Consider the following 22165-nt stretch of genomic DNA (forward strand, 5'->3'; position numbering starts at 1 on the left):
CCAGCGCAGCACGACGACCAGCTGGATATTAGCGGGTCAGCACCGAGCGGCCGATGCCGTGGTATTCGATGCCATACAGGGCCATGCTGTCCGGTTCGTAGAGGTTGCGGCCGTCAAAGATCACCGGCTGCTTCAAGCGCTTTTTGATCAGTTCGAAGTCGGGGCTGCGGAACGCTTTCCACTCGGTCACGATCACCAGTGCGTCGGCATCGACCAGGGCGTCGGACGGGCTGTCGGCATAGCGGACGTTCGCCAGTTGCGCCGGCGCCAGGTCCAGCGTCAGCACGCGCTGCGCCTCCGCCATCGCCACCGGGTCATACACGGCCACCGAGGCGCCGCGCGACAACAAATCGGCCAGCAGCACGCGTGCCGACGCTTCGCGCATATCGTCCGTGTTCGGCTTGAAGGCCAGGCCCCAGATGGCGAAGTGGCGCCCGGCCAGGTCATTGCCGAAGCGTGTGATCACCTTGCCGCCCAGAATGTGTTTTTGCCTGTCGTTCACGGCTTCGACGGCGCGCAATATCAGCAGTTCCTGGCCGTGGCCGCGCGCCGTGCGTTCCAGCGCCTGCACGTCTTTCGGGAAGCACGAACCGCCATAGCCGCAGCCGGCGTACAAAAAGCTGTAGCCGATGCGCGGATCGGAACCGACGCCACGGCGCACCGCTTCGATATCGACGCCGACCTTGTCGGCCAGGTTGGCCAGTTCATTCATGAACGAAATGCGCGTGGCCAGCATGGCGTTGGCGGCGTATTTGGTGAACTCGGCCGAGCGCACGTCCATCCAGTAGGTACGTTCGCGGTTGCGGTTGAACGGCGCATACAGGCGGCGCAGCAGGTCGCGCGCGCGCTCGCCTTCCGGTGTCGTATCGACACCGATCACGATGCGGTCGGGCCGCATGAAGTCTTCGACGGCCGCGCCTTCTTTCAAAAATTCCGGGTTCGAGGCCACCGAGAAGGTGGCATAGGTGGCGCGCAGGTCCAGTTCGGCCTGGATGGCGGCGCGCACTTTTTCGGCCGTGCCGACCGGCACCGTCGACTTGTCGACGATGACCTTGTATTCGTTCATGTACTTGCCGATGCCGCGCGCGGCGGCCAGCACGTATTGCAGGTCGGCCGAGCCGTCCTCGTCGGGCGGTGTGCCGACGGCGATAAACTGCAGCACGCCGTGATGGGCGGCCGCTTCCACGTCGGTGGAAAAGGTCAGGCGGCCGGCGGCGCGGTTGCGCGACACGACCTCTTCCAGGCCAGGTTCATGGATGGGGATGCCGCCGTTGTTGAGCAGTTCGACTTTTTTCGCGTCGAGATCGAGGCAAAAGACGTCATTGCCCAGCTCGGCCAGGCAGGCGCCCGTGACGAGGCCGACATAGCCGGTGCCGATAATGGTGATTTTCATAGTTATGCCACAAAAGTGTTTCGCTCATGCTAGCGAACAAAGATGAAGCAGGAATGAAGTCAGCTGATCACGTTGCGCACGAAGTGCAGCGGCTGCGTGCCCAGGTTGACATAGGCATAGGCCTGGTCGCTGCCGAATACCACGAAGTCGCCGGCGCCGATGGTGCGGGGGATTTGCGTCTCCAGCGTCAGTTCGCCGCTCACCACCCAGATCATTTCGCTGAAGCCGGACCCGTCGGGGAGGGCGTCGTAGCGCTCGCCCGGCGCCAGCGTCCAGCGCCACAGTTCCACCTGCCGGCTGGCCGGGGCCGCGCCCAGCAGTACCGCGCTGCTGGCGCCGCTGTCGCTGGTCCAGATCAGCGTCTGCAGGCGCTCGTCGGCTGACTGCGGCGGACGCACCAGATCGACAAAGGTGACGCCCAGCGCGGCCGCCACATGGTCGAGGTTGGACAGGCTGATATTGGTCTGGCCCGATTCGACGCCATTGATCATGCGGCGGCTGAGTCCGGCAAGCCGGGCCAGCGCCTCCTGGCTCAGGCCCGCCTGCCCGCGCAGGCGGCGCAGATTGAGGGCGACATGTTCGAGGACGTTGCCGGTGGCAGGTTGACTGTGCAATATATTGCGCATATGATGATGGGAAGTATTTTGCTCATAGCTTACCTTCTCATGTCCATGCACACAAGCTCCTTACCTGTTAGCGCGACTGGCCGCGGCTTTGGCCGTGCCGAACTGGCGCTGATCGCCGTCACCGTGATCTGGGGCGCCACCTTCCTGGTGGTGCACAATGCCGTGGCCGTCAGCGGCCCGTTCGCCTTTGTCGGCACGCGTTTCGCGATTGCCGCCCTGATCGGCGCCTGCCTGTGCCATCGCCAGCTGCGCGGCCTGACGCGCGCCGAATTGCTGGCCGGCGCCATCATCGGCGCCACCATCTATGCCGGCTACTCGCTGCAGACCTCCGGGCTGGTATATGTCAACAGCAGCAAGTCGGCCTTTATCACCGCCTTCTACGTGCCGCTGGTGCCGCTGTTCCAGTGGCTGTTCCTGCGCAAGCGCCAGCATCCGATGGCGTGGCTGGCGGTGGCGGTGGCGTTTCTCGGACTGCTCCTGCTGGCCGGTCCCGAAGGCGTGGCCGGCGGCGTGGGCAGGGGCGAGGTGCTGACGGCGCTCGGCGCGGTGGCGATTGCCGGCGAGATCATCGTCATCAGCCGCGTGGCGCCGCAGCTGAGCACGGCGCGCGTCACCATCGTGCAGCTGGCCGTGGCCTCGCTGTGCGCGCTGGCGACCATGCCGCTGGTGGGCGAGCACTGGCCGGCGTTTTCCTGGGTATTCGTGCTGAGCGCGCTGGCGATGGGCGCGGCCAGCACCTTGATCCAGTATGTGATGAACTGGGCGCAAAAGCGCATTTCCGCCACCAAGGCGACCCTGATCTACGCGGGCGAGCCGGTATGGGCGGGCCTGGTGGGCCGGCTGGCGGGCGAGCAGCTGCCCGTGCTGGCGCTGCTGGGCGCCGTGCTGATCGTGGCCGCCAGCATCCTCGGCGAATGGCGGCCGGGGCGCAAGGCGGCTGGAGCAGGGTGATGGGGTACTTACCTTTTGGTGCGTACTTATCAAGCGGCCTGGCATCCTCTACACTGGGGTTCCTCTTTACAGCGAGAATCTCATGACGAAAACCGTGGTTGTCTATCATTCCGGCTATGGCCATACCAAACGCGTTGCCGAATACGTCAGCGAAGGCGCGGCAGGCGAATTGCTGGCCATCGATGCGGAAGGCAATTTGCCCGAGGGTGGCTGGGAAAAACTCGAAGCAGCCGACGCCATCATCTTCGGCGCGCCGACCTACATGGGCAGCCCGAGCTGGCAGTTCAAGAAATTTGCCGACGCCACCTCCAAGGCCTGGTTCACCCGCGCCTGGCAGGACAAGGTGTTCGGCGGCTTTACCAATAGCGCCAGCTTTAACGGCGACAAGGCCGTTTCCCTGATTTCGATGCAGACCCTGGCGTCGCAGCATGGCGGCATCTGGGTCAGCCTGGGCCTGTCGCCATCGAACAGCAAGGCGGCGCAACGCACCGACCTGAACAACCTGGGCGGCTCGGTTGGCCTGCTGGTGCAATCGCCATCGGACGCCAGCGTCGAAGAAATCCCGCAGGGCGACCTCGATACGGCCAAGTCCTACGGCCAGCGCGTGGCGCGGGTGGCGGCGCGGCTGGGGTAAGTTACGACTGTGCTGTCGCAAGCACTTTTCTCAGTGGACTGATTTTTCCCTTCTGCCGATACAGCCATGAAAATGGTGGCCAGCAGCAAGCTGTCACAGCAAAGTCGATGACGATAGTTTTTTGAGCGCCATGCGTTTCAACAGAAGTTATTGTAATTCGCGATCCGGATCAAACGCGGGCCGTGGATTGAGGTATCACGATGCTGTGTCGGCATGGCTGGCGGTAGAAATTTGGGCTGGTTGGCCGGGTTCGGCCAAGAGCGGACATTTTCTATAACAGTTTTTAAGGTGCAAATGAGTGCAAGGTATGCGGACGGAGTAGGGTATCTAAGTAACCCCCAATAAATTCTTGTGATTTCTGACTTCCATAACCGGCGCTTCGCTGTGTTGCCAACTGCTAGCAGTGCTCGCACTGCGTCGCAGTCGGCGCCTTGCGCAGCATCCGGTTCTGTTCGTCATAACTTCACAATAATTTCCTGACGATTACTTAGCGATGTACCCCGAGCTAAGGCGCTGGATAAATACGTGCGTCTGCTGCCAGTTTAGCGGCTGCAAGCCTGAGATGCCGCCAAACGATGCCCCTCTTTTCAAAGGGCAGAATTTGAGACGTTACTTTTCGCCACTTCATGTCAGCTCTGAAGGCCTATGCACTCAATGTAGCGCAGCGCTAAGTCCATAGTTTTCTTTCCATGTGTGAACGTCTGCTTCGGGGCCAGAAGCCGGCATTCTTTCCAGCGGCAGCTGTTACGCCGAACACCCCAAATATGAGATTGCATTTATATGACTAAACACCTGTCGTCGGCGCTTGAAAAATTGCAGCGATACCCTACGCGAGCAGCCGAAAGGTATCTTTCCGAGCGATTCGGGCTAAGTTGGGATGACACCATGCAGGATTGGGAAATAACTAGTGCTAATGCGGATTTGTTGCCTGGATTTCTAACTGCACTTTCAGAGCCATCGTTGTCTGATGATGAAAGATTTACGTTAATGTCTTTAACAATCGCCTCAGTGGATGAAGCGTGCTGTGGTCTAATTTGCTCGGACACCTCGATAGGTGGAAAATACACCACCTGAGGAGTTAGACATGACAACAAGAAAACGAAGAGTATTCGATGCCAGCTTGAAGCTGGAAGTAGTGCGCATGATCAAGGAACAGGGTCAGAGCGTCCAAAACGTCAGCGAGACCATGAGCATCGGCCAGACGGCGATCCGGCGCTGGTTGACGCAATACAGTGCTGAACAGAACGGCCAGCCAGGCATCGGAAAACCGCTCACCGCCGAGCAACAAAGGATCCGGCAACTGGAGCAGGAAAATCAGCAACTGCGCCAGGACGTCACCATCTTAAAAAAGGCATCGGCCTTCTTTGCCCGCGAAATGAAATGATTTACACGGTCATTCGTCAGCTGCAAAAGGAGGCCTTGCCTGTGCAGAAGAGCTGTGATTTGCTGGCCGTCAGCAGGTCGGGTTTTTACACGGCACAGCACCGTACCGCCAAGCCTGCATCCTGCAAAGCGAGCATCCATCTGAAAGCGGCATTCATGGCCAGCCATCAGAGCTACGGAAGCCGGCGACTGGTCACGGCCATGGCCAACGCGGGTGTGCGCATCGGGCGTTACAAAGTACGCCGGCTGATGCGCCAGGCGGCCTTGAAGCCGGTCTGGAAGCGTAAATTCGTACACACAACGGACAGCAAGCACGGCTTGCCGGTGGCCGCCAATGTGTTGAACCGGCAGTTCAATCCGGCCGCACCGAATCTCGCTTACGTCAGTGACATCACTTACATTCGGACTGGCGCAGGATGGCTGTACCTGGCCACGGTTCTCGATCTGTATGCACGCAAAGTGGTCGGCTGGGCCATGGCGCCGAGCATGCCCGCCCAACTGGTCTGCGATGCCTTGAGCATGGCGATCGGACAGCGGCGGCCAGCCCCGGGATTGATCGTCCATTCGGATCGCGGCAGTCAATATGCCAGCGCGCTGTACCAGGAGATGCTTGAGCGGCACGGCTTCGTTTGCAGTATGAGCCGTAAGGGGAATTGTTGGGATAACGCCGTCGCAGAACGCTTCTTCCTGAATCTGAAAATGGAGCGTGTGTGGCAGCGCCAATATGCCAACCATGCCGAAGCAAAAGCCGATATTACCGACTACATCGTCGGTTTCTACAACTGCAAGCGTCTCAATTCAGCATTGGGCAATCTGCCACCCACCGTCTACGAACGGAAAATGGCAACACGTGAACCTATCGTTGTGTCCGAAATTACTTGACCACCACAGCGCTCCAGCTCGGTCTAGATGAGAAAAATATCGAGGAGTATCTGTCTTCGCTGGAATATTTACTTCTTCAGCACCCTCATCTTTACGTCTCGGTGGTTTTTTATTGGGCAGAGTCAGCGCTCCTTGAGCGGGGTAATGATGAGCAATTTTTAATTTCCAAGAATATGGCACTTTATTGGCCTCGAATTCTGGAAAAACTGAATGCGAATAACTTTAGCCAGTAAATTTTCATCCGAGCTGAAATGATCGAACGATACTCATATATTGCTGCGTGAACTTCCGCATCAGGGCCGAAACGGTCGCTGTAGCACGTGTGGAAAATAGTGCGGCTTGTGTCAAACCTTATTGTTCTTGCACACGTTGATATCGCGCCGCTGCCAACCGCCACGTCACAAATCCACGGCCTGTTCTGCAATAAACTCCCTGAACCACCGCTGCGCCGGGTGGCTGTCGCTGCGCCGGTGCCATATCAGGTGAAACACGATTTCCGGCAGCGCCAGCGGTGGCGCAAACAGCATCAGGCCATGGCTCGCCTGCGCCTGCAGCGCCACGCGCTTGAGGATGGTGGCCGCCATGTTGGTGCGCGCGACAACCGCCGGCACGGCGAATAGTTGCGGCAAGGTCAAGGCGAGCTTGCGCTTCAAGCCCTGTTGCGCGAGCGCCTGGTCGACCAGGCCGTGCAACTGTCCTTCGGATGACACGAGAACGTGCTGCAAGTCCAGGTAGCTTGCCAGGTCCATCGCGCGCCGGGTCGCCAATGGATCGGTTGAGACGATGGTGACAAATTCATCGCGCAGCAGCGGGCGCGTCAGGATGCGGCCATCCGTATTGCCGGGCAGCACACCGATGGCCACATCGATCATGCCCGCATCGAGCAGGTCGACCGCCGCGTCGCGGTCGTTGAAGGCCAGCACATTCAGCGACACGCCCGGCATGCTCTTTTCCAGCGCTTCCAATAATGCCGGCAGCAGGACCAGCGTCGGGTAATCCTGCAGCCCCAGTTTGAACGTCAGCGACGCAGTTTCCGGGTGAAATGCGGGCTGCCGGACCATCGCCGCTTCGATCTGTCGCAAGGCCTGTGCGATGGGTGCCGCCAGGTCCCGCGCGCGCGCCGTCGGCAGCAAGCCGTCAGCGCTGCGCTGGAACAAGGGGTCGCCGAGCAAGGTGCGCAGCCGCGACAGGGCGGCGCTCATCGCCGGCCGGCTGACACCCACCTGTATCGCGGCGCGCGTGACATTGCGCTCGCTCATCAGGGCATCGAAAGCCACCAGCAGATTCAAATCTATGCCATGAAAATCCATAAAACGAATATTTATATATACAGGTTATTTGTTGGACTGATTGTACGCGCGCGCCCACACTGATGCTTCTTCCATCAACGCAAGGATGCAACGCCATGAATACCCCAAGCCCGGATCTGTCCCGACAACTGCGCGCCGAACGCATCGCCGTCGAAACGCTGTACCGTGCATTCAGCGAACAAAACCCGGATCTGGTGGACGCCGTACTCGCGCCAGGCTGGGACGACATTCCGCTGGCGCCAGGCCAGGCCTCAGGCCCGGCCGGCATCAAGCCCATCATTCGCAGCATGGCCGCCGCCTTCCCGGACGTGCACATTACCGTCCACGACATGGTCCAGGAGCCAGGCAAGATTGCCGTGCGTGCCGAGATCAGCGGTACCCACCTGGGCGAGCTGTTCGGCATTGCGCCAACCGGCAAGCAGGTGAGCTTTCGCCTGCACGAGTTTCACACGGTGGCCAACGGCCTGGTGACCACCACCTGGCATATGGAAGACTGGTTCGGCTTGTTCCTGCAACTGGGCCAGTTTCCGCCACAAGCCTGAATGCCTCCGGTACGACCAGCAATGTGCAGCATCAGTTCCATCCCGCCCCGCCTATCCACCGCAACGCCCCCAGCGACGGCATGAACAGGTATTCCCCGCCGCGCAGCTGGTTGAAGGTGGTCACGCCATCGACCCGCTTGCGCACCGGCACCTGCGGCATCGTGAAGGTGCCCGGTGGTTCCTGCAGGCCCACCACCGGATCGCGTTCTTCCGCCAGGTCGATGAAGTTGCCGCGGTTGATCCATTCCTGCTGGAAGAATTCGATGGTGTCGTAGGCGCGTGCGCTGATAAAGATAAAGAAGATGCCACGCTCGCCAGTGTCGTCACTTGCTGTCAGCTCGCGCCGCCATTTCGGGCCAAAGGTGGAGGAGCGGCGGATGATGCGGTGGATATTGACGTCGGTCATGATCGTCAGCTGGCTGTCGCGCGGGTTCAAGCGGCGCATATGGGCGGCGTGCGGGCACATCAGGCCGCGCGTATCTTTCGAGAAATCGAAGCCGTTGTTGCGTGACGGATCGGCGCCCAGTTCCGTGTCGTCGCGCTCGGGCGCCAGGGTCAATGGCGCGCCGCTGCGCCAGCGGCCCACCATCTTGGCGGCCAGCAGTTCTTCGGCCGCCTCATCCTCGACCTGGCTGCGGATATAGTCGTTAAAGGCGCCCACGCGACTCTCGTATTTGCGCAGCACGACGAAGGAGCCATTGCGGCCCAGTTCCGGCGGCTCGGGCATGGCCACCGGTTTGCCCGTTTCGCTGTTTTCGCCGAGGATGAATTCACCGGCCGCGATCGGGCGTTCCTGGCCGGGCAAGGGCTCCACGCCGCTGCCGGCAACAAAAGGCTGCGAAATCGAGTCGCGAAAGCCGAACGGGTTTTTCGCGTCTGCATCGGCGCCAAACGTGTGCCGGCCCACCAGCGTCACGCCATGTGACCGCTCCAGTTCGGCCATCGCCTGCTCCAGCGCCACCTTGAGGGCCGCTTCGTCGCGCGCGTAGATGGTCAGTGCGATATGGCAGGTGCCGGGCTGGAACGCTTCGTCCCAATGTTCGGGCGCATTGCCGCCCACGTCGCGCAATTGCTCCGCGCGTCCGGCCATGCCTTGCTGGAACGGCAGCGGGAAGCTGGCCAGCGAGCTTTGCGGCACGCCCAGCGCCTTGAGACCTTCGAAACTGATCGCCACGCCCATCCAGGCGTCGCGGTCATCGGTCCAGCCAGCGGCCGACGGAATGTGTTCCGCCATGCGCAGCAGCAGGTCGCGGCCGCCTTGCGCGTCATCGACATGCAGCATGGCGTGGACGCCCACATACGGTTCCGGGCGGGATCGCAATATCAGCGCCTGGATATCGTCCAGCGCCAGGGTCACATGCTCGCGCGTGAAGCGCGCCTTCAGGTCGGTCAGGAATATCATCAGTAATCCACTCCTTCCGGCTGCGCCAGGGCCTGGCTCAAGGTGTCGAGCGCCTGGCGCGTGGCCTCGTCCTGCGGCGGGTGGGCGGCCATCTGGTCGAGGAACACGGTCAGCGCCTTGTCCATGCGCTGGAAGCGGCGCGTATCGACCACGGTCACCTGCGGATTGGCGACAAACCAGCCGGCCGCGTCGATCTGGTGGCCGGCAATAAAATCTTTGACGGCAGGGCTGTCGATGCCGGGCCAGCCTTCGATATTGGCAAACAGCAGGTCCATCAGCTCGGGGATCTTGGTGGCGAAATCATTGATGTAGCTGTCCCAGTCGCCGTCATAGGTGGTGGCAAACAGGATGCGCGTGTCGTCGTCGAAAAAGACGAAGCGCATGTCGTGCAGGGTGGAGACGCGCTGCGCGCCATCCATATTGCCGTTGGTGAGATCGAAAATGCGGCGCAGGCGCTCGGCGCCGCCCGCTTTCAACGGTGCGATCGCCGTCAGTTCCGACACATTGCCGGACTGCTTGCCGACCCTGCCGGCCGAGTTGGCCGTGCCTTTCAGGTCGGGATTGTGCTTGCGTACCATCGCTTCGAGGGCGATTTTTGCCAGGTGGGGCGCGTCGTGCGCGACGGCGTCGACCTGGCGGCGGATTTTTTCCAGCATGGTTTCGTCCGCCAGGCGCGGGTCGGGGTTGTGCTCGGTCATGGTGTGTTCCTTTGATTTAATCGGGGATGTCGGTGGCTTGCGCAGGTTCGACGCGCTGCTGCGCGTTCATGGAGTGGCGGAAGGCGGTCGAGCGTTCATACGCGGCGCGCCGGATGCGCATGATGCCGCCCAGCGGCTGGTGCGCCGCGACCCCGTTCCAGGGATTGAACGACAGCACATCGTCGCCATACACTTGGCGGGCAGGGTTGGCGGTGGCCTGTGGCGCAAAGCGCAAGGTGGCGATCGGGCGGTGCGGCGACAACGCCTCCGGCCAGGCGATGGCGGCGTCCTCCACCGGCATCTGGTGCAGGTCCGTGCACAGCTGGGCGCACAAGGTGTACTCGGCGCCGTGTTCGGCAAAATGCGCCGTGACGGCGTCGCGCATGCTTGCATATTCGACGTCGTCAACCGGCTGGCCGCTCAGGCTGGTCACGCTGGCCGAGCTTGGATGCAGCGACAGCTTGGCGATATAGTTGCCAAAGCGGATGGCCGCCTGCGTATGGTAGGTCTCGCCCAACGGGTGATGGTTGTCGCGCGCCAGGCCATCGAGGGTGGCGCCAGGCGTGCCGCCCAGGCTTTCCAGCACCTGCTTGGCGCCATGCGCGGTGCCGGCCAGCAGCCGCTGGAAGGTGTCCGGCGCGTGCGAGTTCGCTTCCAGCAGCCCCAGCATGCGTTTGTATTTGGCGATGGTGCCAAAGGCGAGGGCGGGAAAGTTCACCATCAGGAAATCCTGGTTGCGGCCTTCGATCCCGGGGGACAGGCGTTCGCCATCGACACCGATGATTTTGAGCGCAAAGCCGCGCGCGGCAGGGATCTTGTCGGAGTGGATATCGCTGGGGGCGGACGACAGGCGGGCGACCACGTCGTAGGTGCCGGGCTGCGCAAACACGCCCTGGCGCAATTCCTCGGGCAGGTCGGGATGGATGGTCAACTGGCCCTTGAGCAGGCCGTTCGACTTGGCGTGCGCATCGCGGATCGCATGGCGGTGGCGCTCGAACGCGCAGCGCGACGAGGCGGCCATGGTGTCGACGATGTCGTTGGTGAGCGCGGCCTCATCGTCTGTGATGACTTCGATATCGGGGGTATAGGGTATGGGCTTCAAATGGTCCTCAATAGGGCAAAGGGTTGATATAAAAAGAACGATAGTGCTTTTATATATTTAACAAAATATCATTTTTCTGTCGATCTCCCCGCACGATTGCGGCACGCCAACTTCTCGGCCAGGCAGCAGGGCGTGGTTTTCCGGAACTTTTTCGATTTTGCTGTCACGGCCCTTCATGAATTGCATCGCCGACCTGTAAAGTGGCGGGTGGATCTGGCCATGCGGAAATCGGCCTGCGTCTTGTCGCCGGCTGGCCGGCTGTCTCGGGAAGAAAAAAGGGAAGTAGTTGACATGGCATTAAAAAACACCGTGCTGTCACGGCCCGCGATGAGTTCGGCAGTGACCATCACCTGCGCGCTGGGCCTGCTGTATTTCGGCCGCCCGGTGCTCGAACCGCTGGTGCTGGCCTTGATTCTGAGCCTGGTGATCTCGCCGCTGATCCGCGTCTTCAATCGCTGGGGACTGGGCTTTTTCACCTCGACCGTGGTGTCGCTGCTGCTGGTGGGGGCGTCCGTGGCGGCGGTGGGCGCGGTGCTGGCGCTGCAACTGGTGTCGGTCACCAAAGAATTGCCGCATTACCGTTCCGCGATCCACACCAAGATCGAACGGATACAGGAGCTGACCGAACGCCCGTTCGTGCGCCTGGCCGCCGAATTGAATGCCGTGTCGCCGCTGGCCAAGAGTACCGGCCACACGGCGGTCGCCGGCCTGCCGCGCAATGCGATGCAGCCGATACCGGTGGAGATCCGCACGCCGGTGCCGGCCGCGCGCGATACCGTGGCGCGTTTCGTTTCCGTCATTTCAGGTCCGGTCGGCGAGGCGGGGCTGGTATTCGTGCTGCTGGTGTTTATCCTGCTGGAACACGAGTCGCTGCGCGAGCGCGCGGTGCGCCTGGCGGGGCAGGGCGACGTCAGCCGCACCATGCGCACCCTGGTGCATGCGGCCGAAGGCGTGTCGCGGTTTTTCTTCTCTCAGCTTATCGTCAACATCATCTTTGCGCTGACCGTCTCGCTGGGGCTGTGGCTGCTGCAGGTGCCGCATGCCCTGCTGTGGGGTTCATTGAGCGGCCTGCTGCGCTTCGTGCCCTACGTGGGCGCGCTGGTGGCCGGCCTGGCCATCACCGTGTTCGTGGCCGCCATCGATCCCGGCTGGACCCTGGCCTTGTCATGCATGGCCCTGTTCGCCGCGCTGGAGGTTGTGGTTGCCAATATCGTCGAACCGAAGGTGTATGGCCACAGTTCCGGCCTGTCGCCGCTGGCGGTGATCGTCTCGGCCCTGTTCTGGGGCACCATGTGGGGCCCGGCCGGGCTGTTGATTTCCACGCCGCTGACCCTGTGCCTGGTGGTGGCCGGCCGCCATATCCGCGCGCTCGAAGCGATCACCATCCTGTTTGCCGACACACCGGGCGTGAGCGAAGCCGAGCGCTTCTATCACCGCGTGCTGGCCGGCAGTTCCACCGCCATCATCGAGCATGCCCAGGCCTATCTGCGCAGGAACAGCTTTGCGCGCTACTGCGACCATGTGCTGCTGCCGGGCCTGGACCTGGCGATGCGCGACCGCGCGCTGGGCCTGATCGACCAGGCCCAGCAGGACCGCATCCGCGGCACCGTGATTGCCCTGGCCGATACCCTGGCGCAGGCCGCCAGTGGCAGCCGCTACGGCGCCTGGCGCCGCCGCAAGGTGTCGCTGGCGGAAGCCAATATCGGCGCCCACCTGCGCCATGCGCGCGAAGCGCGGCTGGGCACTTTCCAGGGCTCGCTCGACGTGCCGCTGCACTCGGTGATCCTGTGCGCCAGCCTGGCCAACGATCGTGACGAGTTTCGCACCGAACTGCTGGTGCTGGCGCTGCGCGAAGTGTGCGGCGACGTGCGCAGCATCGTGCTGGGCCAACCGCAACCGGAACCGGTGACCGAAAAGGGCGGGCTGGTCGGCACCGCCTTCATCATCTATCCGGACGAAGCGGCGCTCGACGAATGGCGCGTGCTGGCCGGCGAGCTGCGCGAGTATCTGCCCGACGCCACCCTGGTCACCATCCGCCACCGCACCGGCGTGTCGCCATCGCATCAGTCCGCGGTGGAGCAGTCGGTCGATATCGTCTTGCGCTCGTTCGAGGAAGGGCTGGCGTTCGTCACGCCGGAAAAAGCCAGCGTGGCCAAGCGCTGATTTGTTGTCTGGCTAGGCCGGCGCCGCCGCGCCGCCCTGCGCAAAAAACCAGCTGCGGAAGCGCTGCAGGGCGCGGTCGTCCGCCTTGTCTTCGCGATACGCCAGGTAGTGATGGGTGTCTTCCAGTACCAGCTCCTGCGCGAGCGGCCTGGTCAGCTGCCCCTGCGCGATCAACGGACTTACCAGGTGGTCGAAACCGAGCGCCACGCCCTGGTTGTTGAGCGTCATCTGTATCAGCAGGTTGTAGTCATTCGCATTGAAATAATGCGCCCCATGCTGCAGGCCGTCGGCCATGTCCAGGCGGTGCACGGCCAGCCACACGCTCCAGTCCACATGCTCGGCCACCTGCGATCGTCCGTAAGGGCTCAGGTTCAGCAGCACGCCATTCCTCAGGCCCTCCAGGCTGCCGATCTCGGGATGCTGTTCCAGGTAGCGCGGCGTGCACACCGGATAGATGCGGTCGTGGAATAGCGCCACGCTGACATAACCCTCGCGCACGCGCGACATCTTGGTGATGAACACGTCCGGATGCATGCCCGGCTCGAGCGACAAAAAATTCTGCGTGGTGACCAGGTCGAGGTCGATATCGGGATTGGCGCTGAAAAAGCTGGGCAGCCGGTGCGCCATCCACAAGGCGGAAAAAGCGGGCGTGCAGCAGACCGTCACCGTGTGCCTGGCGTGCTTGCCGTGATCCTTGCGCACTCTTGCCGCCGCCTGGGCAATGTTGAGAAACGATAGCTGGGCCGCCTCGAAGAAGATCGAACCGGCCGGCGTCAGCCTGACCGAGCGGCCGACCCGGTCGAACAGGCTGGCGCCCAGATGTTCTTCCAGTTCCTTGATCTGGCGGCTGATCGCCGCCTGCGTCACGCACAGGCTTTCGGCCGCCCGGGTAAAGCTCTGGTAGCGCGCCGCGGCAACAAAGGAACGTACCGCCCGCAGCGAAGGCATCTTGAGCAACAGCTGGTCGGTGGAGGGATGCTGATTCATAACGCCTTGTTATCAATTTTATGCACGAAAAGTCGTTTGTGCCCGGCTCGCGGAATATCTAGACTCTGTCATCAGATAAAAACATTATATCGGCATCAAACCACAATCACCAATCATTCCCCATTTCCCCGAATCGTGATTGATGGCGCAGTGACCGGCATAAAAAAACAAGCCTACGTTGAATTGCTTTTTGTGATGTATTGATTATTTATGAATATAAATAATCGGACATGGACCAAAAGCGGCACAGGAGACAAAACATGAATAAATCTATCGTTACGCCCAAGGACGATGCGATGTGCGGCTGGTTTCACACCGCCCCCGCACGCCAGGCCAAACCGGCGCACAGCGGCGAAAAAAAGGCCCGCTGGGCCGTGGTCGGCGCCGGCTTCACCGGCCTGGCGGCCGCGCGGCAACTGGCCTTGCATTTCCCCAGCGACGAAGTCGTGCTGATCGATGCGCAGGAAGTCGGCTTCGGTACCTCGGGCCGCAACGCCGGCTTTGCCATCGACCTGCCACACGACATCGGCGCCGACGACTATATCGGCGACATCGCCATCGCCAGGAGCACCCTCAAGCTCAACCGGATGGGCCAGTCCATCCTGCGGTCGCAGGTGGAGACGCATGGCATCGATTGCCATCTGCGCGCCAGCGGCAAGTACCAGGCGGCGGTCGAGGATCGCGGTATTGCCGTGCTGGAAGCCTACCGGCGCGGCCTGGACAAGCTGGGCGAGGCCTACGAGGTGATACCGGGCAAGGACTTGCCGGACCATATAGGCACCAGCTTCTATCGCCAGGCATTATTTACACCCGGCACCATGCTGGTGCAGCCGGCTGCCCTGGTCAAGGGGCTGGCCGACAGCCTGCCGGCCAATGTCACCCTGTATGAAAACACGGCGATCACCGGCGTCGAGTACGGCGCGCAGGTGGTGCTGACGCACGGCCAGGGCCGCATCATCGCCGACCAGCTGGTGCTGGCCAACAACGCCTTTGGCGCGCGCTTCGGTTTCCTGAAACACACCGTGCTGCCCATGTACCTGTACGCCAGCCTGTCGCGCCCGCTCACGGACGCCGAGCAGGCGCAGCTGGGCGGCAAGCCGTTCTGGGGCGTGATTCCCGCCGACCCGTTCGGCAGCACGGTACGCCGCACGCACGACAACCGCATCCTGATGCGCAACAGCTTCAGCTTCAATCCGGGCCAGCAGTCCAAGCCGCACTGCCTGAAGCGCTTCCTGGAAAATCATCGTCTGTCCTTCCAGCGGCGCTTTCCCATGCTGCCCGAGGTCGATTTCGACTACACCTGGAGCGGTTCGCTGGCGCTGACGCAGAACCACCAGGGCTTTTTTGGCCGGCTGGCGCCGAATGTGTACGGCGCGCTGTTCTGCAATGGCCTGGGCATCACGCGCGGCACCGTCACCGGCACCTTGCTGGCGGACATAATCGCCGGCAAGCGCCATGAACTGAGCGATTTCCTGCTGGCCACCTCCGGCCCGAATACCTTGCCGCCGGAGCCTTTCCTGTCGGTCGGTGTCAACGCCCGCCTGTGGTGGGGCCAGCGCCAGGCGGGCATGGAAAGCTGATTCATTCACACCAGCAATAAACCAGGGAACTCACACTGACTGATATTTTCTGAATCGAGAGATTCAGCAGGGTTGCATACGCGCAGAATTAATAAAACCACAGGAGATAATCTGCAATGAATAACAATTATAAAACCGATAAAGATGGATCGCTCACCTCCATCGAAGATGTGCCATTAAATGGATTCCATCAATTAATGACATTGCGTTCAGGCGGCGGCTGGATATTGGACGGCTATGTCCTGAGTATTATTGGCGTCGCCATCGTGCAGTTTTCCGATTACCTGCAATTGGATACATTCTGGCAGGGCATGGTCGCCGCTTCGGCCATGCTGGGCACGTTTTGCAGCGGCTTCCTCGGCGGCTGGCTGACCGACAGGGTAGGGCGCCGGCGCCTGTTTTTTGTCGGCCCCGTGCTGTTTATCGTGGGGTCCATCGGCTCATTGTGGGTCGAATCGGGCATCGCTCTGTTCGTGCTGCGCTTCCTGGTCGGCATCGGCGTCGGCCTCGAATACCCGGTGGCCGGTTCCCTGCTGACCGAGTTCCTGCCGCAAAAGAACCGCGGGCCGCGCCTGGCGGGGCTGACCATCCTGTGGTTTATCGGCGCGGCGCTGTCATATATTGCCGGCAACTTCATCCTGGCGCACAGCGGCGCCGATGGCTGGCGCTGGGTATTGGCCAGCTCCGCCGTGCTCGGTGCGCTGCTGTTCCTGGTGCGCCTGGGTACGCCTGAATCGCCGCGCTGGCTGGTCAGCAAGGGCCGCCTCGACGAAGCCGACCGGGTCATCAAACAAGTCTATGGCGCATCGTTTTCGGTGGCCAACATGCCTGCGCAGAGCACGGAAAAGAAAGTCTCGCTGGGCGACCTGCTGCATTCGGGCTACGGCAAGCGCATGCTGTTCGTGATCGTCTTCTGGACCGCCGCCGTGGTGCCGATGTTCGCCGTGTATTCGTTCGCTCCCGTGGTATTGCAGGCCCTGAAACTCAAGGGCGACTGGGCCGCCTATGGCTCCGTGCTGATCACCCTGCTGTTCGTGGTCGGCTGCGTGGTTGCCACCCGCCTGATCGACAGCATGGGCCGCCGCCCGTTGATCATCCACAGCTTCCTGTGGTCCAGCCTGGCGCTGCTGGGGCTGGGCGCCTTTGCCGACAGCGGCGAAATCCTGGTGCTGCTGATGTTCGGCGCCTATGCGCTGTTTATCGGCGGCGCCCAGGTGCTGGAACTGGTCTACCCGAACGAGCTGTTCCCCACCGAGATACGCGCCTTTGCCGTCGGCATCGGCTCGTCCATGACCCGCGTCGGCGCCGCCGTCGGCACCTGGCTGGTACCGATGTCGCTGCACAGCATCGGCATCGGCAACACCATGTATGTGGCCGCGGCCGTGTCGCTGGTCGGGCTGCTGGTGTCGGTCTGGCTGGCGCCCGAGACGCGCGGCATGAGCCTGGAGCAGGCCGCGTCGCTGCGTCGCTGATTCCGCACTTTTCCACCTCATTACTTCACCGAAAGAGATCATCATGACATTCGAAGGCATCTACACCCCCGCGATCACGCCCCTGGCGGCCGACGGCAGCATCGACAACACGGCGTTTGCCGAAGTGCTGGAATACCTGGTCGCCGAAGGCATCCACGGCATCATCATCGCCGGTTCCACCGGCGAATACTATGCGCACTCGACCGAGGAGCGCGTGGCGCTGGCCAGGCTGGCCAAGGACGTGATCGGCAACCGCGCGCAACTGATTATCGGCACCGGCGCCATCCGCACCGAGGAATCGGTCGAGTACGCCAGGCTGGCGAAAGCGATCCAGGCCGACGCCATCCTGGTCGGCACGCCGCCGTACGCTCTGCCGACCGAGCAGGAAAACGCCGCCCACGCGCTGGCCATCGATGCGGCCGCCGGCCTGCCCATCATGCTGTACAACTACCCTGGCCGCATGGGCATGTCCATGGGCCGCGAGTTTTTCAAGACCGTCACGCAGGCGTCGAAGAACTTCGTGGCGATCAAGGAAAGTTCGGGCCAGGCCAACCAGCTGCACATGCTGGCGCGCGACTTTCCTGACATCGGCCTGTCGTGCGGCTGGGACGACCAGGCGCTGGAATTTTTTGCCTGGGGCGCGCGCAGCTGGGTCTGCGCCGGTTCTAACTTTTTGCCGAAAGAACATATCGCGCTGTACCAGGCCTGCGCCGTCGAGAAGGATTTCGACAAGGGGCGCCGCATCATGTCGGCCATGCTGCCGCTGATGGATTACCTGGAAGGCGGCAAGTTCGTGCAGGCCATCAAGCACGGCAGCACCCTGGTGGGCCTGCGCGCCGGCGGCGTGCGCGCGCCGCTGCAAGGCCTGACGCAAGACGAGCAGCAAGCCCTGCAGGCGGTTGTCACCCGCTTGAAAAGCGACGTGGCCGCCATCACCGGCGCAGCTGCCTGATGGCCGCCGAACTGCTGTCCGCCGCACAATACGCGGCCCTGGCCGACAGCATCGTGCTGCCGACCCAGGCCTTTGTCGATGGCGGCTTTCGCCCCGCGCTGTCGGGACTGACCTTCGAGACCAGCAACCCGGCCACCGGCAAATTGCTGGCCAGTATCGCCGCCTGCGGCACCGAGGACGTCGATGTGGCCGTGGCCAATGCCAAGGCGGCGTTCGAAGACGGCCGCTGGAGCCGGCTGTCGCCCACCGAACGCAAGCATGTGCTGCTGCGCTTTGCCGACTTGCTGGAACAGCATGCGCATGAGCTGGCCGTGATGGAAAGCCTGGACAGCGGCAAGCCGATCCGCGAATGCCAGAACACGGATATTCCCGAAGCCATCCACACCGTCCGCTGGCACGCCGAGCTGATCGACAAGATCTACGATCATACGGCGCCGGTCGGCTCGAACGCGCTGGCGCTGGTGGTGCGCGAGGCGATCGGCGTGGTCGGCCTGGTGCTGCCGTGGAATTTCCCGCTGCTGATGCTGGCCTGGAAGATCGGCCCCTCGCTGGCGGCCGGCTGCTCCATCGTCGTCAAGCCGGCCAAGGAAACCACGCTGACCGCCTTGCGCGTGGCCGAGCTGGCGCACCAGGCCGGCGTGCCGGCCGGCGTCTTCAATGTGCTGCCCGGTGGCGGGCGCGAAGTGGGCGAGCCGCTGGGCCGCCACCGCGATGTCAGCATGGTCAGTTTCACGGGCTCGACCGACACGGGCCGCTTGTTCCTGCATTACGCGGCCGAATCCAACCTGAAGCGCGTGGTGCTCGAATGCGGCGGCAAGAATCCTGCCGTGGTGCTGAAGGACGTGGCGGACCTCGACACCGTGGCCCGGCACCTGGTCAACGGCGCATTCTGGAACATGGGCGAGAACTGCTCGGCCTCGTCGCGCCTGATCGTGCATGCGGACATCAAGCAAGCATTGCTGGAACGCATGGGTGTTGCCATGAGAGAATGGCAGATGGGCGATCCGCTCGACCCGGAGAATCGCCTGGGCGCCATGGTCAGCCGCGCGCATTTCGACAAGGTGCGCTCCTACCTGGAGGTGGCCGCCGAGGAAAAGCTGAAGGTGGTGTTTGGCGGCGAAACCGAGCAGGGCGTCTACGTGCAGCCGACCGTGGTCGATGGCGTGGGTCCGGACAGCCGCTTGTTCCACGAAGAAATTTTCGGCCCCGTGCTGTCGGTCACCACCTTTGCCACGGTGGACGAGGCCATTGCGCTGGCCAACGACTCGGTGTACGGCCTGGCCGCCTCGGTCTACACGGACGATCTGCGCAACGCCATCAAGGTGGCGCGCGCCATCCAGGCCGGCGTGGTGACGGTGAACTGCTTTGGCGAAGGCGACGTCAGCACGCCGTTCGGCGGCTACAAGGAGTCGGGCTTTGGCGGCCGCGACAAGTCCCAGTGGGCGCACGACCAGTACACCGAGATCAAGACCATCTGGATCGACGCGCCGGCATAGGCAATACCTTGCGCCCGGTGGCGGTCACCGGGCGCGGCAATGCAAGAACTGACTGGATAGAATAATGAAGAACACGAACAAGGCGACCATGATCGGCCTGGTCGCCATCTTGCTGTGGAGCTCGATTGTCGGCCTGATCCGCAGCGTCAGCGAACTGCTCGGTCCCACGGGCGGCGCCGCCATGATGTACAGCGTGGCGTCGGTGTTCCTGCTGCTGTCGGTGGGCTGGGTACGGCTCAGCGAGTTTCCGCGCCGCTACCTGGTGTGGGGCAGCATCCTGTTCGTCACGTACGAGCTGTGCCTGTCGCTGTCGATCGGCTATGCCAATACGGCGCAACAGGCGATCGAAGTGGGCATGGTCAATTATCTGTGGCCCACGTTTACCATCGTTGCCGCCATCCTGTTCAACGGCCAGAAGACCAATCTGCTGATCGTGCCCGGATTTTTGCTGTCGGTGGCCGGCATCTGCTGGGTGCTGGGTGGCGAGCAGGGTTTCGATCTGGCCGACATGCTGCACAATGTGCGCGACAATCCGCTCAGCTACGGCCTGGCGTTTGCCGGCGCGCTGATCTGGGCCGCGTATTGCACGGTGACGGCGCGCATTGCGGCCGGCAAGAACGGCGTGACGCTGTTCTTTATCCTGGTCTCGATCAGCCTGTGGGGCAAGTACCTGCTCGGCGGTGGCGGCCACATGGCATTTACGGGCGAGGCCATCGTCTATCTGCTGCTGGCGGCCGCCGCCATGGGCTTCGGCTATGGCGCGTGGAACGTGGGCATCTTGCACGGCAACGTCACGGTGCTGGCCGGCGCCTCGTACTTTATTCCCGTGCTGTCGGCGGCGCTGTCGACCTTGCTGTTGCGCGCACCGCTCTCCATCGCCTTCTGGCAAGGCTCGGCCATGGTGTGTGGCGGCGCCATCCTGTGCTGGGTCGCCACACGCGCGCGGCGCACCAGCGGCAAACCTGTCATCGACTGAGTTTTATCTTCCCTTTGGTTCCATCCTGACCCCGGCCACGCGCCGGGCAGGGGGAGCTTTTACCTGTTGAAAAGACGCCGCAGAGCGTTTTTCCCATCAAGGAGACCATCATCATGCATTACAAACAAGCTCTGGTGCTTGCCGGCGCCACCCTGGGTGCATTTGCCGCGTCCATGCCGGCCCGGGCGCAATCGTCGCTTACGCTCAATGGCATGCTGGACCTCGGCGTGTTCCGCGATTTCGACGGCGCCAGCAAGGTCGGCACCATCCAGCGCAGCAATCTGGCCATCGTCGGCACTGAGGACCTGGGCGGCGGCGTCAAAGCCGTGCTGCGCCTCGCCACCCGCGCCGAACTCGATACCGGCGCCAGCGAAGGCGCAGGCTACAAACCGTTCTGGCACGATGAAGCGACCATCGGCCTGCAGGGCGGCTGGGGCACGGTGCGCGCCGGGCGGGCCATGACGGCGATGTGGGCCAACGACTGGAAATTCGATCCCTGGGCCAACTTCAACCGCATCGCCTCGCCGGCCTGGCAGCACTGGCATTATCTGACGCCCAGCGACCCCTTCGGCAACAACGGCACGGCGGAATATGGCCGCCTGAACAACGGCATTTTCTACGACTCACCCACAGTGCGGGGCGTGACCTTGCGCCTGAGCGGCTCGCCCGAGCGCCAGCGTGAGCAGGGCGCGACGCGGCGGCCCGTGTCGGTGGTACTGGAATATGGGCAGGGGGCGGTGGCGGCCATGGCGGCCTTCGAGCGCAACAGCATCGGCGACCGCGACACGTTTGTCGCCGGCAAATATACCTTGGGTGTTGTGGCCATCATGGCCGCCCATGACGACAGCCGCGCACGGGCGACTGGCGGCAGGTCGCGCGCGGCCACGCTGTCCGCCACCTGGCAGGTGGCCCCTGCCGTCCTGCTGAAGACGGGCTACAGCCGCCAGCGGCTGGACGCCGGCGTCGATCATTTTGTGTCGCTGGGCGCGGATTATTCCCTGTCGCGCCGCAGTACCCTGTACGCCAGCCTGGGCCGCCATCGCACTACGCCGCAGATGCCGCAGATGCTGCATACGGCGTTCGGCTTCGGCCTGGCGCATCTGTACTGACTGATTACTCGTTCCAGCTTTTGATACTGTGTTTCATGATGCCGACCCTGCGCCGTTCCACCACCTGCAGCGGCGCGGGCGCGACGGTCAGCCGGTCGAATGTAACGACGATATCGGCGTCCTCGGGGCGCCAGGCAACGATGTCGATCAGCTGATACCGGCTGCCATCGGCCGCCGTGTCTTCGCCGCCCGGCCCGATGCGGACCAGCGCCGCATCGGGCGTGCGGGCCACCCACTGCGTGCCGGGTGCAACCGGCAGGCGGGCGCGGTTCACGCTATCGGTCTGGGCATGGAAGATGCAGCCGTCCGGCGTGGCGCCGTGTGCGGGGCAGTGCGCGGCGTGGGTGCCGGGGCGCAGGGCGTTGCGGATGGCAAATTCCGGTTCGGCGGCAAAGGTGCCGGCCGCCAGGCCCAGCGAAAGCAGGGCGGACAAGGTGCGCAAAATCATGCGAGATTTCCTGATATGAGAGTAAAGGCACCGGGAAACGCGAGGTCGCCCGGTGCCCG

At 62.7% G+C, this 22165-nt stretch carries 21 protein-coding genes; 13 read left to right on the forward strand and 8 right to left on the reverse strand.

Annotation, left to right across the window (positions count from 1 at the left end; all coding sequences use genetic code 11):
* Positions 1-28 precede the first annotated feature (28 nt).
* A complete protein-coding gene (locus Q8L25_RS18125; protein WP_308920693.1) occupies positions 29-1393 on the reverse strand; it encodes a UDP-glucose/GDP-mannose dehydrogenase family protein in 1365 nt (454 codons plus the stop codon).
* A 59-nt stretch (positions 1394-1452) separates the two neighbouring features.
* Positions 1453-2007, reverse strand: coding sequence for an XRE family transcriptional regulator (locus tag Q8L25_RS18130; RefSeq protein WP_308920694.1), 555 nt, complete (start codon positions 2005-2007; stop codon positions 1453-1455).
* A 51-nt stretch (positions 2008-2058) separates the two neighbouring features.
* On the opposite strand from Q8L25_RS18130, the gene Q8L25_RS18135 reads away from it, so the two are divergent.
* The 5 genes from Q8L25_RS18135 (at position 2059) to Q8L25_RS18155 (ending at position 6102) form a co-directional block, all read left to right on the forward strand.
* Entirely contained in the window at positions 2059-2970 is a 912-nt protein-coding gene (locus tag Q8L25_RS18135) for a DMT family transporter (protein ID WP_308920695.1), read from the forward strand.
* 82 nt (positions 2971-3052) lie between these two features.
* Positions 3053-3604: a flavodoxin family protein gene (locus Q8L25_RS18140; RefSeq protein ID WP_308920696.1), complete on the forward strand. Its 552-nt coding sequence runs from the start codon at positions 3053-3055 to the stop codon at positions 3602-3604.
* Between the two features lie 780 nt (positions 3605-4384).
* On the forward strand, positions 4385-4678 hold the full coding sequence (locus Q8L25_RS18145) for a hypothetical protein (RefSeq protein ID WP_308920697.1): 294 nt from the start codon (positions 4385-4387) through the stop codon (positions 4676-4678).
* Between the two features lie 10 nt (positions 4679-4688).
* A protein-coding gene (locus Q8L25_RS18150; protein WP_308920653.1) for an IS3 family transposase occupies positions 4689-5869 on the forward strand; the annotation gives its coding sequence in 2 pieces (ribosomal slippage) (positions 4689-4959 and positions 4959-5869; 1182 coding nt in all).
* Positions 5866-6102: a hypothetical protein gene (locus Q8L25_RS18155; RefSeq protein ID WP_308920698.1), complete on the forward strand. Its 237-nt coding sequence runs from the start codon at positions 5866-5868 to the stop codon at positions 6100-6102. Before Q8L25_RS18150 ends, Q8L25_RS18155 begins: the two co-directional genes overlap by 4 nt.
* Positions 6103-6267: 165 nt before the next feature.
* Here Q8L25_RS18155 and Q8L25_RS18160 read toward each other — a convergent pair whose 3' ends face one another.
* Entirely contained in the window at positions 6268-7146 is an 879-nt protein-coding gene (locus Q8L25_RS18160) for a LysR family transcriptional regulator (protein WP_308920699.1), read from the reverse strand.
* A gap of 128 nt (positions 7147-7274) precedes the next feature.
* On the opposite strand from Q8L25_RS18160, the gene Q8L25_RS18165 reads away from it, so the two are divergent.
* Complete coding sequence (locus tag Q8L25_RS18165; protein WP_308920700.1) at positions 7275-7721, forward strand: ester cyclase; 447 nt, start codon at positions 7275-7277, stop codon at positions 7719-7721.
* Positions 7722-7752: 31 nt separating this feature from the next.
* On the opposite strand, the gene Q8L25_RS18170 is transcribed toward Q8L25_RS18165, so the two are convergent.
* From Q8L25_RS18170 to Q8L25_RS18180, 3 genes are read right to left on the reverse strand one after another with little or no spacing between them, the layout of a single operon-like run.
* The gene (locus tag Q8L25_RS18170; RefSeq protein ID WP_308920701.1) at positions 7753-9123 is read right to left on the reverse strand and encodes a peroxidase; all 1371 of its coding nucleotides are present in this window, start codon (positions 9121-9123) and stop codon (positions 7753-7755) included.
* Positions 9123-9821: a hypothetical protein gene (locus Q8L25_RS18175; protein WP_308920702.1), complete on the reverse strand. Its 699-nt coding sequence runs from the start codon at positions 9819-9821 to the stop codon at positions 9123-9125. The genes Q8L25_RS18170 and Q8L25_RS18175 overlap by 1 nt, the downstream gene beginning before the upstream one ends.
* Before the next feature lie 16 nt (positions 9822-9837).
* A complete protein-coding gene (locus Q8L25_RS18180; RefSeq protein WP_308920703.1) occupies positions 9838-10923 on the reverse strand; it encodes a catalase family protein in 1086 nt (361 codons plus the stop codon).
* Positions 10924-11214: 291 nt separating this feature from the next.
* Here Q8L25_RS18180 and Q8L25_RS18185 point away from each other — a divergent pair, with 291 nt between their 5' ends.
* Positions 11215-13086 carry an AI-2E family transporter gene (locus Q8L25_RS18185; RefSeq protein WP_308920704.1) on the forward strand — a complete coding sequence of 624 codons (1872 nt, stop codon included), beginning with the start codon at positions 11215-11217 and terminating at the stop codon, positions 13084-13086.
* 12 nt (positions 13087-13098) lie between these two features.
* On the opposite strand, the gene Q8L25_RS18190 is transcribed toward Q8L25_RS18185, so the two are convergent.
* Complete coding sequence (locus Q8L25_RS18190) at positions 13099-14073, reverse strand: LysR substrate-binding domain-containing protein (RefSeq protein WP_308920705.1); 975 nt, start codon at positions 14071-14073, stop codon at positions 13099-13101.
* 260 nt (positions 14074-14333) lie between these two features.
* Here Q8L25_RS18190 and Q8L25_RS18195 point away from each other — a divergent pair, with 260 nt between their 5' ends.
* From Q8L25_RS18195 to Q8L25_RS18220, 6 genes are all read left to right on the forward strand, one after another.
* Complete coding sequence (locus tag Q8L25_RS18195) at positions 14334-15653, forward strand: FAD-binding oxidoreductase (protein ID WP_308920706.1); 1320 nt, start codon at positions 14334-14336, stop codon at positions 15651-15653.
* 197 nt (positions 15654-15850) lie between these two features.
* A complete protein-coding gene (locus Q8L25_RS18200) occupies positions 15851-17125 on the forward strand; it encodes an MFS transporter (RefSeq protein ID WP_308920707.1) in 1275 nt (424 codons plus the stop codon).
* Positions 17126-17168: 43 nt separating this feature from the next.
* Complete coding sequence (locus Q8L25_RS18205) at positions 17169-18077, forward strand: dihydrodipicolinate synthase family protein (protein WP_308920708.1); 909 nt, start codon at positions 17169-17171, stop codon at positions 18075-18077.
* Positions 18077-19573, forward strand: a complete 1497-nt coding sequence (locus tag Q8L25_RS18210; RefSeq protein WP_308920709.1) for an aldehyde dehydrogenase — start codon at positions 18077-18079, stop codon at positions 19571-19573. The genes Q8L25_RS18205 and Q8L25_RS18210 overlap by 1 nt, the downstream gene beginning before the upstream one ends.
* A 64-nt stretch (positions 19574-19637) precedes the next feature.
* Positions 19638-20549, forward strand: coding sequence for an aromatic amino acid DMT transporter YddG (yddG, locus tag Q8L25_RS18215; protein WP_308920710.1), 912 nt, complete (start codon positions 19638-19640; stop codon positions 20547-20549).
* 113 nt (positions 20550-20662) lie between these two features.
* On the forward strand, positions 20663-21658 hold the full coding sequence (locus Q8L25_RS18220; protein ID WP_308920711.1) for a porin: 996 nt from the start codon (positions 20663-20665) through the stop codon (positions 21656-21658).
* A gap of 4 nt (positions 21659-21662) precedes the next feature.
* Here Q8L25_RS18220 and Q8L25_RS18225 read toward each other — a convergent pair whose 3' ends face one another.
* Positions 21663-22106, reverse strand: coding sequence for a hypothetical protein (locus tag Q8L25_RS18225; RefSeq protein ID WP_308920712.1), 444 nt, complete (start codon positions 22104-22106; stop codon positions 21663-21665).
* Between the last annotated feature and the right edge of the window lie 59 nt (positions 22107-22165).

Origin of the sequence: Janthinobacterium sp. J1-1, assembly GCF_030944405.1 — a bacterium.
Lineage (GTDB): Bacteria > Pseudomonadota > Gammaproteobacteria > Burkholderiales > Burkholderiaceae_D > Janthinobacterium.

Excerpts from the sequence above, each read along its gene's own strand:
- Q8L25_RS18190 (WP_308920705.1), bottom strand. The coding sequence starts at position 14,073 with ATGAATCAGCATCCCTCCACCGACCAGCTGTTGCTCAAGATGCCTTCG.
- Q8L25_RS18135 (WP_308920695.1), top strand. The coding sequence starts at position 2,059 with ATGTCCATGCACACAAGCTCCTTACCTGTTAGCGCGACTGGCCGCGGC.
- Q8L25_RS18125 (WP_308920693.1), bottom strand. The coding sequence starts at position 1,393 with ATGAAAATCACCATTATCGGCACCGGCTATGTCGGCCTCGTCACGGGC.
- Q8L25_RS18140 (WP_308920696.1), top strand. The coding sequence starts at position 3,053 with ATGACGAAAACCGTGGTTGTCTATCATTCCGGCTATGGCCATACCAAA.
- Q8L25_RS18210 (WP_308920709.1), top strand. The coding sequence starts at position 18,077 with ATGGCCGCCGAACTGCTGTCCGCCGCACAATACGCGGCCCTGGCCGAC.
- Q8L25_RS18170 (WP_308920701.1), bottom strand. The coding sequence starts at position 9,123 with ATGATATTCCTGACCGACCTGAAGGCGCGCTTCACGCGCGAGCATGTG.
- Q8L25_RS18175 (WP_308920702.1), bottom strand. The coding sequence starts at position 9,821 with ATGACCGAGCACAACCCCGACCCGCGCCTGGCGGACGAAACCATGCTG.
- Q8L25_RS18145 (WP_308920697.1), top strand. The coding sequence starts at position 4,385 with ATGACTAAACACCTGTCGTCGGCGCTTGAAAAATTGCAGCGATACCCT.
- Q8L25_RS18185 (WP_308920704.1), top strand. The coding sequence starts at position 11,215 with ATGGCATTAAAAAACACCGTGCTGTCACGGCCCGCGATGAGTTCGGCA.
- Q8L25_RS18200 (WP_308920707.1), top strand. The coding sequence starts at position 15,851 with ATGACATTGCGTTCAGGCGGCGGCTGGATATTGGACGGCTATGTCCTG.
- Q8L25_RS18165 (WP_308920700.1), top strand. The coding sequence starts at position 7,275 with ATGAATACCCCAAGCCCGGATCTGTCCCGACAACTGCGCGCCGAACGC.
- Q8L25_RS18220 (WP_308920711.1), top strand. The coding sequence starts at position 20,663 with ATGCATTACAAACAAGCTCTGGTGCTTGCCGGCGCCACCCTGGGTGCA.
- Q8L25_RS18195 (WP_308920706.1), top strand. The coding sequence starts at position 14,334 with ATGAATAAATCTATCGTTACGCCCAAGGACGATGCGATGTGCGGCTGG.
- Q8L25_RS18225 (WP_308920712.1), bottom strand. The coding sequence starts at position 22,106 with ATGATTTTGCGCACCTTGTCCGCCCTGCTTTCGCTGGGCCTGGCGGCC.
- Q8L25_RS18205 (WP_308920708.1), top strand. The coding sequence starts at position 17,169 with ATGACATTCGAAGGCATCTACACCCCCGCGATCACGCCCCTGGCGGCC.
- yddG (WP_308920710.1), top strand. The coding sequence starts at position 19,638 with ATGAAGAACACGAACAAGGCGACCATGATCGGCCTGGTCGCCATCTTG.